Raw genomic sequence first — 15,016 nt, 5'->3', positions numbered from 1 at the left:
TGCTCCCGGCGCGCTGCCCAGGTACACCGGCTCAGGTGCGCAAAACCAGGCGCCGGCGCTCCCGCGCCGACTGGTAGATGGCCTCGATGATGCGCAGGTCGCGCAGTCCTTCCTCGCCCGGCACGATCGGCGTGCGGTTGGTAAGTACACACTGCGCCAGATGGTCCAGCTGGCCCGCCCATTGCGTCGCGCCCGGACCGGGCGCGGGCGTGATTTCGCTGCCGCGGCCCTGGCCGACCCACAGGCGGTTGCCGGCGTAGCCCGTGCCCGGCTCCAGTTCGATGCGGCCCTTGTCGCCCATCAGCAGGATATGGTTCTGGTTGGCGCTGTACATCGACATGCACGAGGCCAGTACGCCGGACGGGAATTCCAGCTCGAATTCGATCATGTCCTCCACTTCGCGGAAGCGCGGGTCGCTGCGGTCCGTACGTTCGGTGGCGTAGACAGCCACGGGCTCTTCGCCCGTCATGTAGCGCGCCGCTTGGAGCGCGTAGATTCCCATGTCCATCAGCGAGCCGCCGCCCGACATGGCCTTCTGCAGGCGCCAGCCCGCCGCGTTGCGCTGCACGAAGCCGTGCTCGGAGCGGAAATAGCGCAGCTTGCCGATCTCGCCCGCGCGGGCACGCCGGATGGCCTCCAGGTTGGTGGGTTCGAAGTGGCAGCGGTAGCCGATCATCAGCTTGCGTCCCGCCTTGGCGCAGGCCGCGATCATCGCTTCGCATTCGGCGGCGGACAGGGCCATCGGCTTCTCGCACAGCACGTGCTTGCCGGCCTGGGCGGCGCGGATCGTGTACTCGGCATGCATCGAGACGGGCAGGCACACGTAGACGATGTCGATGTCCGGGTTGTCGCGGATGCTGTCGAAGTCCTGGTAGTTGTACAGGTTACGCTCAGGCACCCCATATTCCGCCGCCACCCGGCGCGCCTTGGCGGCATCGCCGCTGACGAGGGCGACGAGTTTGCTGTCGCGGCAGTGCTTGAATTGGGGAATGATGACGCCCAGGCCGTAGGAGCCCAGTCCCACGATGGCATAGCCGAGCTTGCGTTGCGGTGCCGCCCAAGCGGCAGTCCCGAGGGCGGCCGCGGCAAGGGCGCCGCCGCCGGCCAGCATCACACCACGTCGATCGAGATCGATCATCCCAGCTCCTGGCATCCGGTTGTGAGGTTGTCGTACGAGTGGGGGATTTTAGTATAAATACAAGCCGCGCAGTGCGCCTGAACGGCCGAAGCGGCCGAGCCCGTGTCCCACCGCGGGGTCAGGCACCGCGGTGAGACACGGGCCCGGCGGTAGTGCTTACTCCTTCAGCCCGGCGGCCAGCGTCGCGACCTTGGCGCCGTCCGCGCCAACGGCTTTCACCAGGCGCTTGCCGTAGTCGGCGTCGGCTTTCCAGAAATGCGACAGCATCGTGTACAGGCTGTCCTGGTTTTTCACGCGCTTCAGGTCGCCCGAGAGGTTGACGATCAGGTCGTCGCGTTCCTGCGCCGGCAGCGAGCGGTAGAACTCGCCTGCCTGCTGGAAGTTGAGCGTCTTGGCGATGCGCTGCTGCTGCGTGGTGCCGGCCAGCGGCAGGTTGCTGCTGCGCGCGGCCGGGTCTTCCTTCACCTGGGCCAGGCGGCTGGGCTCATAGTTGACGCTGCCCTTGCGGCCGGACGTGTTGGCCGCGCCGTCGATGTTGTTGTTGACGACGGGGACCAGCGGCCGGTTGATCGGCAGCGACTGGAAGTTGGCGCCCAGGCGGTGGTGCTGGGTGTCGATGTACGAGAACAGGCGGCCCTGCAGCATGCGGTCTTCCGACGCTTCGATGCCCGGCACCAGGTTACCCGGTGCCATCGCGACCTGCTCCGTCGACTCGAAGAAGTTGTCCGGCACCTTGTTCAGCACCAAGGTGCCGACCTTGCGCTCGGGAACGCCGGTCCAGACCTTGGTGGCGTCCAGCGGGTCGAACGCGAACTTGTCCAGGTCCTGCGGCTTGATGATCTGCACCGTCAGGTCCCATGCGGGGAACTTGCCCGCCTTGATGGCGTCATACAGGTCGACGGTCGCGTGGCTCGTGCTCTTGCCCTGCACCACGGGGATGTCCTGCGGGCGCAGGTTGCGCTCGCCCTGGCGCGACTTCCACGTGAACTTGCCGTACACGTACTCGCCCTTGGCGTTGACGAGCTTCAGTGCGTGCACGCTGCTGCCGTTCATTTCGCGGTAGCTGGCGGGCGTGCCCAGGTTGGAGTAGACGCGCGTCAGCATGTGCGTCGCCTCCGGAATGTGCGAGAAGAAGTCGAACACGCGCTCCGGCTCCTGCACGTTGGTGACGGGGTCCGGTTTGAGCGCATGGATCATGTCCGGGAACTTGATCGCATCGCGGATGAAGAAGATCGGCAGGTTGTTGCCGACCATGTCGAAGTTGCCCTCCTGCGTGTAGAACTTGACGGCAAAGCCGCGCGGGTCGCGCGTTGTCTCGGTGCCGGAGCGGCCCGGGATGACGGTCGAGAAGCGCACGAACACGGGCGTGACGGTGGCGCGGGCAAACAGCTTGGCTTTCGACAGGTCCGACAGGTCGTCGGTTGCGGTAAAGGTGCCGTGGGCACCGGTACCGGTGGCGTGCACGACGCGCTCGGGGATGCGTTCGCGGTCGAAGCGCTGCAGCTTCTGCACCAGATGCACGTCCTGCAGCAGCGTGGGGCCGTTGGGGCCGGCGGTCTGGCTGTTCTGGTTGTCGCCGACGGGGGCGCCGTTGTCCTTGGTCAGGGTCTGGGCGTGGGCGCCGGTCGCGAACGCCGCAAAGCCCGACAGCACGACCAGGCTGCACAGGACAGCGCGGCCTGGACGGGAAGCAAGAAGGTTGCTCATATACATTACCTATCGATTTCAATGTTTAGGAAATGCTTATGCTATCGGCTGACGGCGGATTGTAGAAATTTATTGTCTCTATCTCATTGATAGAGATTGCCTAAGAGGTAAGGCCGAGCGCCGCAGTAGAATCGTTCGACACCACCGCAAAGGAGACGACGGATGACTTCCCCTACCTGGCACGAACGCGCACGCGACCTGCAGATCGACGGCCGCGCCTTGATCGACGGGCAACGCACCTGGGCGCGCAGCGAGCAGCGGTTCGACAACCGTTCCCCCATCGACGGCCGCCTGCTGGGTTCCGTTGCGCGCTGCGATGCCGCGGACGTGGACATCGCCGTGGCGGCGGCCCGCGCCGCCTTCGACGACGGCCGCTGGGCCAATTTCGCGCCCGCGAAACGCAAGCGCATCCTCGTCAAGTTCGCCGACCTGGTGCAGCAGCATGCGGCCGAGCTGGCGCTGCTGGAAACGCTGGACATGGGCAAGCCCATCAAGTACAGCCAGGCCGTCGACGTGGCCGGTGCCGCCAACTGCATTCGCTGGTACGGCGAGGCGATCGACAAGGTGTATGGCGAGATCGCGCCGGCGCCGGCGAACAGCCTGGCGCTGATCACGCGCGAGCCGGTCGGCGTCGTCGGCGCCATCGTGCCGTGGAATTACCCGATGCTGATGGCTTCCTGGAAGATCGCGCCCACGCTGGCGGCCGGCAACAGCGTCGTGTTGAAGCCGTCGGAAAAGTCGCCGCTGACGGCGCTGCGCCTGGCCGACCTGGCCCTGCAGGCCGGCATTCCGCCCGGGGTGTTCAATGTGCTGCCGGGATTCGGCAACGAGGCAGGCAGCGCGCTGGCGCTGCACATGGACGTCGACTGCATCGCCTTCACGGGCTCGACCCGGGTGGGCAAGCAGATCCTGCAGATGGCGGGGCAGTCCAACCTGAAGCGGGCCTGGACCGAGCTGGGCGGCAAGTCCGCCAACATCGTCTGCGCCGACTGTCCGGACCTGGATGCGGCCGTGGCCGCGTCGGTGGGGTCGATCTTCTTCAACCAGGGCGAGAGCTGCAATGCGCCGTCGCGCCTGTTCGTCGAGGAATCGATCCGCGCGCAGTTCATCGAGAAGGCGCTGGCGCTGGTGCCGGCCTTTACGCCGGGCGACCCGCTCGACGAGCGCACGGTCATGGGCGCCATCGTCGACGACATCCAGCTGAACACCGTCATGGGCTACATCGAGCAGGGCAAGGCGGCGGGCGCGAAGCTCGTCGCCGGCGGCGAGCGGGTGCGGCTGGAGTCGGGCGGCTATTACGTCGCGCCGACCATCTTCGACCAGGTCAGCCCGGACATGGCGATCGCGCGTGAGGAAATCTTCGGGCCCGTGCTGTCGGTGCTGGGCTTTACCGACGTGCGCGAGGCCGTGCGCCAGGCCAACGCATCGCCCTACGGCCTGCACGCCGCCGTGTGGACGTCCGACCTGTCGAAGGCCATCCAGACATCGCGCGCGTTGCGCGCCGGCACCGTGCACGTCAACCAGTACGACAACGACGACATCACGGTGCCGTTCGGCGGCTATAAACAGTCGGGCAACGGCCGCGATAAATCGTTGTATGCATTCGACAAGTACACCGAGTTGAAAACGACATGGATCCAGGTAGGCTCCTGAATTCCGGAGTGGCGGTAACATTGTTTTTCTTGACAATAAAATAATTGTGGGCGACGCTGTCGGGCTGGTGTAATCGGTGCGAGGACCTGACGCGCCACCGGATTACTGGATAACAAATAACGCGGTCGGACGATTCGACGCGATATTTTCGGCAGGAGAGCCAATGGCATTCGAATACGCTGAGCTGGACCGGAACGAACTCGATCAATTCAAGCCACTGCTGCGCGGGCCCGTGCTGGCGCTGAGCGACGACTGTGCGAGGGACCGCGCACGCGACGCGGTGCTGCTGGACCTGGGCGGCAAGCCCGACCTGGCGCCCGAGCGCGACGAACCGCCGGGCCACTACAACCTCGTATTGGGCCAGCACGTCATTGCCGCCGCCGGCTACTTCACGGTCGAGGAAGACGATGAAGGCTTCGTTACCGTGTTCGACCTGTCGCTGAGCGTGCCCGCAACCGCCCGGACGCTGGTGGACGAGGTCAAGGAAATGGTGCAGCAGGGATTGACGGTCCTGCGCAGCGGCCGCAAGGGACGTGCCAGCAGGGTGCGCGTGAATTACGACCAGATCGCTTACTTCTAAAGGAAACGTCCATGGACCTGAAGGGGGCGGTGGATTTTGTAAAAGGGTGGCGCGAGGCCGAAAAGATTCCCGGTGACGACCGCCTGACCAAAGAGCAGTTGACCAAGTTCGCGCAGGACCTGCAAAAAAAGGTCGACGAGTTTTCCGTGAAACCCGAGCGGGTGGCGTGGGGCCAATACGGTGCGGCCACGCCCCAGAAATGGGATGCCGACGCCCGGCCGATTCCGTACAGCGGCAGTGCCGGCCAGGAGCCTGGCTGGAAAATGGCCAAGGCGATGAGCGAAAGCGGCGGCGGCAAGGTGTTCTACATCAGCGATACGCCGGCGGGGCAGCTGTTGAACGCGGGCCGGTTCCGCGATGCGGTTGCCGCAACGGCCGGCGGCCGGGACGAAAAGGCTGGCGTGGAGCTGGCGAAACAGCTGATCGACGGGCCGGTTAATGCCGATAAAACGCGCTCGCGCTACGCCGTCGACAATGTTCCCGCCATCAACGACCAGGTATCCGACAAGCTGATGCGCCAGGCGGCGCAGGGCGACGTCCGCACGATCACCCCGGCAGCGGAGAAGGACAAGGTGTTCGTCGCCACGGAACTGCCGGCCCTGCTGCAGACACCGCGGGTGACGGCCATCAACGGCATCCCCAAGGAAGAACTGCTGAAGACATTGAAGGAAACCGGCTCGCTGGAGGAGGTCAACAGGAAAGTGGCGAAGGCCTCCGCCGAGCTTCTCGACGGTACCCGCTACACGTTGACGGCCGACAAGACGGCGATCGCGGCAGTCGACGGCAACAAGCTGATGGCCGGCAGCGGCGTCAAGGTGCCGGAGCTGCCGCCGGGCGAGGCCGACGTCAAGGTGTTGGCGGTCAAGATCCACTCCCGTTCGGAGATCAAGGACCTGGCCGCGGCGCAGCCGAGCGCCACCCAGGCGGCGCAGCCGGCGGACGTTTCGGACCGCAAGGACAGGGCCGCTGCCACGACCGCGGCCGGCACGCCGGTGCGCGATCCTTCCAAGGTTGCCGAAGCGGCTGCGGAGCAGCCGGCCAGGACCGCGGCAAAGGAACAGCGCCCGGCCGAGCCCGGCGCGGGTGCGCGGCCCGCCGCGGAGCAATCGGGCCACGTGCCGCCCGCGCAGTCCGGCCGCGCCCAGGCGTTCGCGCAGGAGGCGCCCGGCGAGGCCGTACGGCGCCACCCCGAGCTGGCCGGGACCTACGCGGCCGTGGCCGCCGTCGAGAAGCGCACCGTGGCCGACGGCCTGACGCCGGAACAACGTGCCATCGTCATGGAGCGCGTGCGTGCCAATGCCCAGCAGAGCATCGAGCACGGCCGTGTTCCGGAAGTGAAAGTGCGCGACCAGGTCGAGGTGCGGGCCGAGCGCAAGGAAGAGCGCAAGGACGAGCGGCAGTTGTCGCGCTGACAGGCTGAGCGTGGCCCGGCGTTCTTACTCCAGGCAAGACGAGCCGGTACGAGGTGCCCGCCGGTCAAGCTCGCCCCCCCTGAAACGAACCGCCTCGGCACGCCGGCCTGCGGGCCGGTCCTGTCGTCCTCGCGGCGGAGATGGATGAAACGGTCGCAGGCGCACACGGTCGCCACCGACAGCGCCCCCGACCGCCGAGGCGGCAGCGGGGCACGCCGTCAGAAGCGATAATTCACCTTGACGGCCGCCGTCCGCCCGCGCGGGTCGGCCTGCGTGAAGTCGAAGAACGTCGTCGACGAATCCCACGACGGCCGCTTGTCCGTCAGGTTCTGCACGATGAAGCTGACGGTGACGGCGGGCGTCGCCTTCCAGGCCACCGTGGCATCCAGCGTGCCGACCGGCTTCACGCGCTCGCCCGGCTTCGTGGTCTGGTCATAGCCGTCCACGTAGTTCCAGATCAGCGTGCTGGCGAACGCGCCGATGTCCCACGTCGCGCTGGTCACGCCGCGCCATGTCGGGATCGAGCCGAACCAGTTGGTGCCGGCACCGTCCGTCAGCGGTTCGCCCACGGCCAGCGGGGCCTTGAACGACAGCACGCGGCTCAATTGGCCATGCAAGGTCAGCTTGCCCAGGCCGCCAGCGGCTGCGTGTGGCGCAGGTCGAAGTCGAGGCCGGAGACGACGCGGTCGCCCTGGTTGGCGTACTGGCGGTACAGCGTGAGGATGCGACCTTGCGCATCGCGCACGACCTTGTTCGGTGCGCTCGCTTCGTTGGCGATGATGTTGTCGGCCGACTCGGTGTCGATCACGCCCTTGGTGCGGATGTGGTAATAGTCGATGCCTACGCTGGTGCGGCTGCTGGGCGCCAGCACGATGCCGACATTCAGGTTGGTGGAGCGTTCCGGCTTCAGCTCCGGGTTGGCGATGGTCAGGTTCGTCACGCCCCGTGCCTGGGTCGGCGCGATGGGGTCGCGCGGGTCGATCACGTTGCCGTAGCTGACCGACGTCGAGTTGGTGATCTCCGGCAGCGAGGGCGCCCGGAAACCGCGCGACGCGGTACCGCGCAGGAGCAGCCACTGGGCCGCCTGCCAGCGCACGCTGGCCTTGGGCGAGAAGGCGCTGCCGAAATCGTCGTAGTGGTCGGCCCGGCCCGCCACGTTGAGCGACAGGTCCTGCAGCACCGGCACGTTGAACTCGGCGAACAGCGCGGCCACCTTGCGCGTACCGTCGATGATGTTGATCGCCGGGCGTAGTTCGGTGCCGGACAACACGGCCGTCGACGTCTGCGAATCCATCTCCTCGCGGCGCCACTGCGCCCGGCGGCAAAGCCCAGCGGCCCCGCTGGCAGCTGCAGCAGCTCGCGCGTGGCGGAGAAGTCCACCGTCGTCAGCTTCGCCTCGGCCGGGCGCAGCGTGGACAGGCGCAAGCGGTTGCGCACCGCCTCGCTGTTGGCGGCCTGGTTGACGAAGTCGTAGCTGCCGTCCGCCAGCACCTTCTCGAATTCGTAGCGGTTGACGAAGTTCTGCACCGTCTCCTCCAACTTGCTGCCGGACTGGCCGACGGACGCGTCGTACTCCCAGCCGGCGACCGTGCCCTTGGCACCGGCCAGCACGCGGAAGAAGTCCACCTTGTCCTGCTTCATGCGCGGGCCCAGGTCGAACAGCGTGGCGTTGACCGGCAACGGCGTGCTGCCCGGATTGTTCGGGTGGCCCACGGGCAGCACCACGGCGATATTGTCCAGCTGCTGCTTCGCGTTGTTCCAGGCGCGCAGGCCGCTGCCCACGGTCAGCGGCGCCCCGAACGTCTGGTCCGCCCGCGAGTGGCCGTACAGCAGGTCGGCGTAGGCTTCATGATTGTCGTTGAGCTTCACCGTACCGCGCAAGGAAGCGTGCACGCGCTTGATGCCGGGGATCAGCGTGCGGTACGCGGCCGGATTGAATGCCAGGACCTGGCCGCTCTTGTTGGGCGTGATCGCGTCGTAGGGCTGCAGCTGCAGCGGACCTTGCAGGCCGCCCAGCAGCTGGGTGGGATTGCCGTTGACGTAGTTGGTCGGCGTCCACGCCAGCGTGCCGCTCGGGTTGCCGCGGAAGTCGCTGCCACGCATCCATGCCACGTCGGTCTGGTTCAACGTGTCGCGCTGTTGCGCGTCGACCGAGAACACGACGCTGTAGCCGTCCCCATCGAGCGTGCCGAAGCCGGCCTGCAGCGCCGCGCTTTTCTCGCGCTGGCCCGTGCCCTCGGTCGAGCCGCCGTACTGGCCCGTGACGTCCACGCCGGTGAACTCCTGGTACAGGATGATGTTGACGACACCGGCCACGGCATCGGAGCCGTACACGGACGACGCGCCGTCCTTCAGCACCTCGATGCGCTGCACGGCCGCCATCGGCAGGCTGTTCAGGTCGACGAACACCTCCTGCAGGTCCTGCGCCGTGGCATACGGGCTGACGCGCTTGCCGTTGACGAGGATGAGGGTGTTCTTCTGGCCGATGCCGCGCAGCGACAGGCCGGCGGTGCCCGCCGAGAAGCTGCCGGTGTACTGCTCGTTGTAGCTGTTGCCGCTGTTGGCGGCGATCGAGCGGATCACGTCGGCGATGCTGGCCTTGCCGCTGGTCGCGATCTCCTTCGCGCCGATGACCTGGACGGCGCTGGCGCCTTCCTTCTGCGTGGTGCGGATATTGGAGCCGGTGATGACGACCTTGTCGATGGGCGCCGCTTCCTGGGCGGCGGCCAGCAGCGGCAGGGTGGCGGCGATGGCGAGAACGAGCTGGCGGTGATGTGGGCGATGCATGGTTTCCTCTTGCTGGGATTGACCCGCCTGCAAGGCAGACGGGCGAGCGCGGGCCTTGCCGGCCTTGTGGGCCGGTGCGGTCGTGCGGGTTACGGGTGAGTGGGGATTACAGGGCGCGCGGGCGGCACATGCACTGCGCCATGCACGACATGTACAGGGTGTGGCGGTCAGCGATGTGGGTCGGGTGCGGCATGGTCGGTCAGCGTAGGGTGAAGCGGATGTTCACACTATACCGATGAGGAAGTGGGGGCGGAACGAATAAAAAATGTGAAGCTTATGCAAAAAAGCGGGGGCGCGCGACACGCCCGGGCCCGTGGCGGTCGTCAGCGTTCCCCGCCGTCGAGCATCCGCTCCAGCAAATCCTGCAGCAGTTGCTGGTCCGCCGCGCTGAGCCGCGACGTCAGCGGCGCCAGCGACGCCTGCATCTGCGCGTGCAGGCGCTGCACCAGCTTCGCGCCTTCCCCCGTCAGGAAGACATCGGTCGCCCTGCCGTCCGCCACGTTCGCCGCGCGCGCCACCAGTCCGCGCTTTTCCGCCCGGGCGATCAGGCCGGACATGGTCTGCTTCTCCAACCCCAGGTAGTCGGCCAGCTCGGTCATGCGCGGGCGCCGGTCCCACAGGATGCCCAGGACACGCAGCAGCGTGAGCGACAGGTCGTTCTCGGCCCCGATCTTGTTCAGCAGTGCCATCGTGACGAAGGCGGTGGGCACGAGTGCGTCGGTCAAGCCGTCGCCGCGCGCGGGCGGTTTCTTCGATGTCGTTCTTTTCATGTCCGGCATCTTGACATGGTTCGCATTGCGAATCAATAATGGATCGTACTACGAACCTTTTCCAACACATCCAGGAGCGTCCCATGAAAGCTGCCGTCGTCACATCGTTCGACCGTCCGCCGATCTATACCGAGATCGGCGAGCCCGTCCCGGAGCTGCCGGGTGAAATGCTGGTCGAAGTACTGGCCGCGGGACTGCACCAGCTGACGCGGGGGCGTGCCGCCGGGGCGCATTATTCCAGTACGGGCAGCCCGCCCCTGGTCCCTGGCGTCGACGGCGTCGGGCGCGGTACGGACAACAGGTTGCGTTACTTCGTGCAAGCCCCCGACCAGCACGGCACGATGGCCGAGCGGACGGTGATCGACCCGCGTCGCAGCATCGAGCTGCCCGGCGACTGCGATCCGGTGGCGATCGCCGCCGCGATGAATCCGGCGATGGCGTCCTGGCTGGCCTTGCGCTGCCGGGTACCGCTGCCGACCGGCGCGAAGGTGCTGGTTCTCGGTGCCACCGGGAGTTCGGGCACGATGGCCGTGCAGGTGGCGCGGCACCTGGGCGCGTCGCAGGTCATCGCCGCGGGCCGCGACGAACACAAGCTGGCACGGCTGCCCGCGCTCGGTGCGACGGCGGTGGTACCGTTGGGCGACGAGCGGCTCGCGGCCCAGGCGGCGGACGTGGACATCGTGCTGGACTTCGTGTGGGGAGACAGCGCCGTGGGCGTGATGGAACGCCTGCTGCGGCAGAGGAGCGACCGGACGGCGCCGCTGACGTGGGTGCACGTCGGGTCCATGGGAGGGGAGGCCGCTGCGATTCCGGGAGCGCTGCTGCGCGCAGCGAATTTGCAGATCGTGGGGAGCGGGCATGGCTCGGTGCCCGAGCGGGCGATCCTGGCGGAGCTGCCCGCCCTCGTGCAGGCGATCGCGCGCGGCACATTTCGCATCGACGCGGCGGCGACGCCGCTCAGCGCCGTGGAGCAGGCCTGGAACCGGCCCGCTCCGGGCGGCGCCCGGGTGGTGTTTACGCCGTGAGCGGCCCGGCGGCGAGCGTCAGAAGCAGTGCTCCAGCGCCGGGAAGCTGCCATCCTTGACCGCTGCCACGTAGGCGGCGAACGCGGCCTCGATGCTGGCCTGGCCTTCCATGAAGTTCTTCACGAAGCGTGCCTTGCGGCCCGGGAATACGCCCAGCAGGTCGTGCATGACCAGCACCTGGCCGGAGCAGTCGGGACCCGCGCCGATGCCGATGGTCGGGATCGCCAAGGCCGCCGTCACGTCCTTGCCGACCGTCGACGGTACGGCTTCGAGCAGTACGAGTGCGGCGCCGGCTTCTTGCAGCTTCAGCGCATCGGCCTTCAGCGCCTCGGCGCTTTCAATGGTCTTGCCCTGCACCTTGTAGCCGCCCAGCTGGTGCACGAACTGCGGCGTCAGGCCGATGTGCGCGCACACGGGCACGCCGCGCTCGGACAGGAAGCGCACCGTGTCGGCCAGCCAGCCGGCGCCCTCGATCTTGACGATGTGCGCGCCCGCCTGCATCAGCTGCACGCAGCTGGCCAGCGCCTGCTCGGGGGTGCCGTAGCTGCCGAAGGGCAGGTCGGCCATGATCATCGCCGACTTGGCGCCGCGCGCGACGGCGGCCGTGTGGTACGCCACTTCCTGCACGGTGACGGGCAGCGTCGACGTGTGGCCGTTGCAGACCATGCCCAGCGAGTCGCCGATCAGCAGGATCTCGACACCGCTGCGCTCCATCAGCGATGCGAAGCTCGCGTCGTAGCACGTCAGCATCGCGATCTTCTCGCCGGCCGCGTGCAGCGCGCGCAGCGACGGGATCGTCACGGCCTTGTTGGCCACCGGTTTCGACGGCGCTGGCGCGCCCGCGGCGGCCGGCGCCGGGGCGGCCATCTCTTTTCCTTGCAAATAACCAGACATGGGAGTCCTTCAATAGTGTGCTTACGGCGCGTATTCTAAACCTCGCCGCACGACCGTGTTGATTTTGGCTGGCGCGGCCGCCGCAGCACTCCCCTGGCAGGTCGGGGGACGCTGCCGTCACCAATATTTCGGGTACCGCCCCGCGCGCGTCGCGTTGTTGTAGGCCAGCGCCACGCCGACGAGGATGACCGCGCCAAGCAGCGTCGGGAACAGCAGGAAGCCCCAGCCAGGGCTGGACAGGAACACGATCACGGGATTCGACCCGGCCGGCGGATGCACGGTGCGCGTCACCATCATCACCGCGATGGCCGTGCCGACCGCCAGCGCGACCGCCCACCACGTCGGGCCGAACAGGTGCAGGAACGCCAGGCCGATGGCGGAACTGAACAGGTGCCCCGCGATCACGTTGCGCGGCTGCGAGAACGGCACGTCGGGATAGCCGAACACGAGTACGCACGAAGCGCCGAACGAGCCGAGGATCAGGGCGGCCGACAGCGCATCCGTCAGGGCCGCCACGGCCGCGATGGCCAGGAAGCCGCCGAGCCACGCCAGCAGCACGTTCTTGCTGTTGGGCCGGGGCGGCAGATCGGCACCGTCGCCGCGCAATTTGAGAAGGAAGGTGTACATGGGGACTCCGTCGAGGTGGGTAAAAGTACATGCCAAACGTTCGGTATGTATGATGGCACAAAAAATCGCCCGCGGCCGCCGCTTTTTCAGCGGCGATCAGGCCACCGCGGCGACAGCGCGACAACTCTCGACCAGCGCGCCATGCTGGCGCCGCAGCGGGTGGATGTTGTGCCAGATGCGGTTCATCAGGATGCAACCCTGCACGATCGCCACGGCGTCGGCCGCCCGGTTGCGTGCTTCGGCGGCGGAGAAAAAGCGCGAAAAGACGGTCATGTAGCAGTCCTGCCACTCCTCGAAGAAGCGCCTGATCTGCTGGCTGAACAGGTCGAACGAACCGCCGATCTCCAGGCTCATGTTGGCCAGCAGGCAGCCGTGCGGATGGTCCGTGAAAAAGCGCTCGACCGCCAGGTTGAATGCCTCCAGCTGGGCCACGCCCGGATCGTCGGCCTCGCGCACGATCGCGAAGATCTCGTCCCGATAGTACTGGTGGACCTGTTCGAGGGCAGCCGCCGCGATGGCTTCCTTGCCGGCAAAATGATGGTACAGGCTGCCCTTGGTCAGGCCGGCAGCCCTGGCGATATCGTCGATGCTGGTGGCGGAATAGCCCTTCATCCGAAACAGCTTTGCCGCGATATCGACGAGGTCGGTTTTTTCGATGACTTTGCGCATGGCGTCACTGCCTCCAGGGTTACGCCGGCGATGCCCGCCGGTCGGGGTGTCCGCGAACAGCGGGCCCCTACAGGGCGCGACCATTCGATTCAAATGAGCGAAACATGGCCGCAGTATACCAAACAAACGTTCGGTAGTATGCCTTTCACCGGTCGTGCAGCACGCGACCGCGCCAGGGCGAAGGCAACGTTCGTCCAGCTTGCGAAACGTACTTCAGCCCAGGAAAACCCATGAAACGACCAGAAGCATTCGACAAGGTCCTGCAAATGGACATCGGCGCCGTCCGGCTGCCCGATATCGAGTTCCACGCCTACCAGCCCGGCCTGCGCGAGCGGGTCCTGATCCATCCGCTGTTCGACAACACGAAGGACGATCCCTCCGGCTCCGACGCCGCGCTGATCCGCTACCTGCCCGGCGCCTTTACGCCGCGCCACCTGCACATGGGCTACGAAATGGTGCTGGTGCTGGCGGGCGACTACATCGAGAACGACGTCAGCTTCGCGCCGGGCGCCCTGATCGTCCGCGCCCCCGGCACCACGCATGAAATGCGCTCGCTGCATGGCTGCACCATCCTGGCCATGCGCGACGTCCCCGTGCGGCAGTTGACGTGATGGATGTGCGATGAAACTCGTCACGCCGGCTGGCGCTGCTGTTCGGCGCGGGCCCGGGCGACAAGGCCGGCCAGGGCGTCGATGCACTGGCGCGGCCGGGCCTCGTCGCCAGCGCCATCGGCGGGTTCTGGGGCTTGTGCCCTGGCCTGGCGCGGATGGCGCTGGACGGCGCCATCGACGCCCACAACTGGCCGCATGGCGTGATCAGCACGCGCGCAACTGCGCCACCGTTATCGCAGCGGCCGTGTTTGGCGATGCGACGGCGACGGCGGCGCAGCCGCGCGTGCTGCGCAGGTGATCAGCTGCGGAAGATGAAGTAGACGGCGCCCACCAGGCACAGCGCGGCCCAGATGTAGTCCGTCTTGAACGGCTGGTTCATGTACAGCATGGCAAACGGGACGAACACGGTCAGCGTGATCGCTTCCTGCATGATCTTCAGCTGTGCCAGGCTGTACTGCGTGTGGCCGATGCGGTTGGCGGGCACCTGCAGCAGGTACTCGAACAGCGCGATGCCCCAGCTCACCAGCGCGGCGATCCACCACGGCTTGCTGGACAGGTTCTTCAGGTGGCCGTACCACGCGATCGTCATGAAGACGTTCGACAGCGTCAGCAGGCCGACGGTTTGGACGATGACGGGAATTTGCATTTACGGATCGAGCCGGGTGACGGCCTGGTCCGCCACGCCGTCAAGAAATGCGGAGGCGGGCCCCAGGCCGGGAATGACGAGCGCGGGGGCCAGTTCCAGCAGCGGCACCAGCACGAAGGCACGCTGGGCCAGGCGCGGGTGCGGTACTGTCAGCGTGGCGCTGCCGACCTGCTCGTCGCCATACAGCAGCACGTCCAGGTCGAGCGTGCGCGGAGCGTTGCGGTAGGGACGTTCGCGGCCGTGTTCCAGTTCGATCGCCAGCAGCGCCTGCAGCAGGGCCTCGGCGGACAGTTGCGTGTCGAGGCGGGCCACGGCGTTGATGTAGTCGTCGCCGGAAGAATCGATGGGCGCCGTGCGGTACAGCGCCGAGACGCCCGTCACGCCGGTGCCGGGCAGCCGGCGCAGGCGGGCGACGGCATCGACCACGTTGGCGCGCGCGTCGCCCAGGTTGGCGCCGATGCCGACGTAGGCCGTGACGCCGCCGGACGGCTGCATCG

Annotated in this window: 16 protein-coding genes and 1 pseudogene; 5 read left to right on the top strand and 12 right to left on the bottom strand. The window is 67.1% G+C overall.

Features of this window, described 5'->3' with window-relative positions:
• Positions 1 to 31: 31 nt before the first annotated feature.
• Both PX653_RS18805 and PX653_RS18800 read right to left on the bottom strand, forming a co-directional pair.
• Positions 32 to 1,138 carry a Gfo/Idh/MocA family protein gene (locus PX653_RS18805; RefSeq protein WP_277414270.1) on the bottom strand — a complete coding sequence of 369 codons (1,107 nt, stop codon included), beginning with the start codon at positions 1,136 to 1,138 and terminating at the stop codon, positions 32 to 34.
• Positions 1,139 to 1,294: 156 nt separating this feature from the next.
• Positions 1,295 to 2,845 (bottom strand): catalase, encoded by a 1,551-nt coding sequence (locus tag PX653_RS18800; protein WP_277414269.1) that lies wholly within the window; start codon positions 2,843 to 2,845, stop codon positions 1,295 to 1,297.
• A gap of 162 nt (positions 2,846 to 3,007) precedes the next feature.
• Here PX653_RS18800 and PX653_RS18795 point away from each other — a divergent pair, with 162 nt between their 5' ends.
• From PX653_RS18795 to PX653_RS18785, 3 genes are all read left to right on the top strand, one after another.
• Positions 3,008 to 4,498, top strand: a complete 1,491-nt coding sequence (locus PX653_RS18795) for an aldehyde dehydrogenase (RefSeq protein ID WP_277414268.1) — start codon at positions 3,008 to 3,010, stop codon at positions 4,496 to 4,498.
• Positions 4,499 to 4,661: 163 nt separating this feature from the next.
• The gene (locus tag PX653_RS18790; RefSeq protein ID WP_277414267.1) at positions 4,662 to 5,078 is read left to right on the top strand and encodes a hypothetical protein; all 417 of its coding nucleotides are present in this window, start codon (positions 4,662 to 4,664) and stop codon (positions 5,076 to 5,078) included.
• 11 nt (positions 5,079 to 5,089) lie between these two features.
• Positions 5,090 to 6,490: a hypothetical protein gene (locus PX653_RS18785; protein WP_277414266.1), complete on the top strand. Its 1,401-nt coding sequence runs from the start codon at positions 5,090 to 5,092 to the stop codon at positions 6,488 to 6,490.
• Positions 6,491 to 6,708: 218 nt separating this feature from the next.
• On the opposite strand, the gene PX653_RS18780 is transcribed toward PX653_RS18785, so the two are convergent.
• The 4 genes and pseudogenes from PX653_RS18780 to PX653_RS18765 form a co-directional block, all read right to left on the bottom strand.
• A complete protein-coding gene (locus tag PX653_RS18780) occupies positions 6,709 to 7,107 on the bottom strand; it encodes a TonB-dependent receptor (protein ID WP_277414265.1) in 399 nt (132 codons plus the stop codon).
• Positions 7,108 to 7,109: 2 nt separating this feature from the next.
• Positions 7,110 to 7,784, bottom strand: a complete 675-nt coding sequence (locus tag PX653_RS18775) for a TonB-dependent receptor plug domain-containing protein (protein WP_277414264.1) — start codon at positions 7,782 to 7,784, stop codon at positions 7,110 to 7,112.
• 1,070 nt (positions 7,785 to 8,854) lie between these two features.
• Positions 8,855 to 9,277 (bottom strand): annotated as a pseudogene (locus PX653_RS18770) (TonB-dependent receptor plug domain-containing protein); the annotation flags it as partial.
• A 323-nt stretch (positions 9,278 to 9,600) separates the two neighbouring features.
• Positions 9,601 to 10,047, bottom strand: coding sequence for a MarR family winged helix-turn-helix transcriptional regulator (locus PX653_RS18765; RefSeq protein ID WP_277414263.1), 447 nt, complete (start codon positions 10,045 to 10,047; stop codon positions 9,601 to 9,603).
• 38 nt (positions 10,048 to 10,085) lie between these two features.
• Between PX653_RS18765 and PX653_RS18760 the strand changes: the two genes are divergently transcribed.
• Positions 10,086 to 11,072 carry a zinc-binding dehydrogenase gene (locus tag PX653_RS18760; protein WP_277414262.1) on the top strand — a complete coding sequence of 329 codons (987 nt, stop codon included), beginning with the start codon at positions 10,086 to 10,088 and terminating at the stop codon, positions 11,070 to 11,072.
• An 18-nt stretch (positions 11,073 to 11,090) separates the two neighbouring features.
• Here the strand turns inward: PX653_RS18760 and panB are convergent, their stop codons facing one another.
• From panB to PX653_RS18745, 3 genes are all read right to left on the bottom strand, one after another.
• Positions 11,091 to 11,939: a 3-methyl-2-oxobutanoate hydroxymethyltransferase gene (gene panB, locus PX653_RS18755; RefSeq protein WP_277414261.1), complete on the bottom strand. Its 849-nt coding sequence runs from the start codon at positions 11,937 to 11,939 to the stop codon at positions 11,091 to 11,093.
• A gap of 144 nt (positions 11,940 to 12,083) precedes the next feature.
• The gene (locus PX653_RS18750) at positions 12,084 to 12,593 is read right to left on the bottom strand and encodes an HPP family protein (RefSeq protein ID WP_277414260.1); all 510 of its coding nucleotides are present in this window, start codon (positions 12,591 to 12,593) and stop codon (positions 12,084 to 12,086) included.
• A gap of 96 nt (positions 12,594 to 12,689) precedes the next feature.
• Positions 12,690 to 13,262 (bottom strand): TetR/AcrR family transcriptional regulator, encoded by a 573-nt coding sequence (locus PX653_RS18745; protein ID WP_277414259.1) that lies wholly within the window; start codon positions 13,260 to 13,262, stop codon positions 12,690 to 12,692.
• Between the two features lie 230 nt (positions 13,263 to 13,492).
• Between PX653_RS18745 and PX653_RS18740 the strand changes: the two genes are divergently transcribed.
• Positions 13,493 to 13,873, top strand: a complete 381-nt coding sequence (locus tag PX653_RS18740) for a cupin domain-containing protein (RefSeq protein ID WP_277414258.1) — start codon at positions 13,493 to 13,495, stop codon at positions 13,871 to 13,873.
• A gap of 20 nt (positions 13,874 to 13,893) precedes the next feature.
• On the opposite strand, the gene PX653_RS18735 is transcribed toward PX653_RS18740, so the two are convergent.
• The 3 genes from PX653_RS18735 to folK form a co-directional block, all read right to left on the bottom strand.
• On the bottom strand, positions 13,894 to 14,070 hold the full coding sequence (locus PX653_RS18735; protein ID WP_277414257.1) for a hypothetical protein: 177 nt from the start codon (positions 14,068 to 14,070) through the stop codon (positions 13,894 to 13,896).
• A 101-nt stretch (positions 14,071 to 14,171) separates the two neighbouring features.
• A complete protein-coding gene (locus PX653_RS18730; protein WP_277414256.1) occupies positions 14,172 to 14,519 on the bottom strand; it encodes a DMT family protein in 348 nt (115 codons plus the stop codon).
• Positions 14,520 to 15,014 carry a 2-amino-4-hydroxy-6-hydroxymethyldihydropteridine diphosphokinase gene (gene folK, locus PX653_RS18725; protein WP_277418603.1) on the bottom strand — a complete coding sequence of 165 codons (495 nt, stop codon included), beginning with the start codon at positions 15,012 to 15,014 and terminating at the stop codon, positions 14,520 to 14,522.
• Positions 15,015 to 15,016 lie beyond the last annotated feature (2 nt).

This window comes from Pseudoduganella chitinolytica, from assembly GCF_029028125.1.
Taxonomy (GTDB): domain Bacteria; phylum Pseudomonadota; class Gammaproteobacteria; order Burkholderiales; family Burkholderiaceae_D; genus Rugamonas; species Rugamonas chitinolytica.
This window is presented reverse-complemented; position numbering and strand designations above follow the sequence as displayed.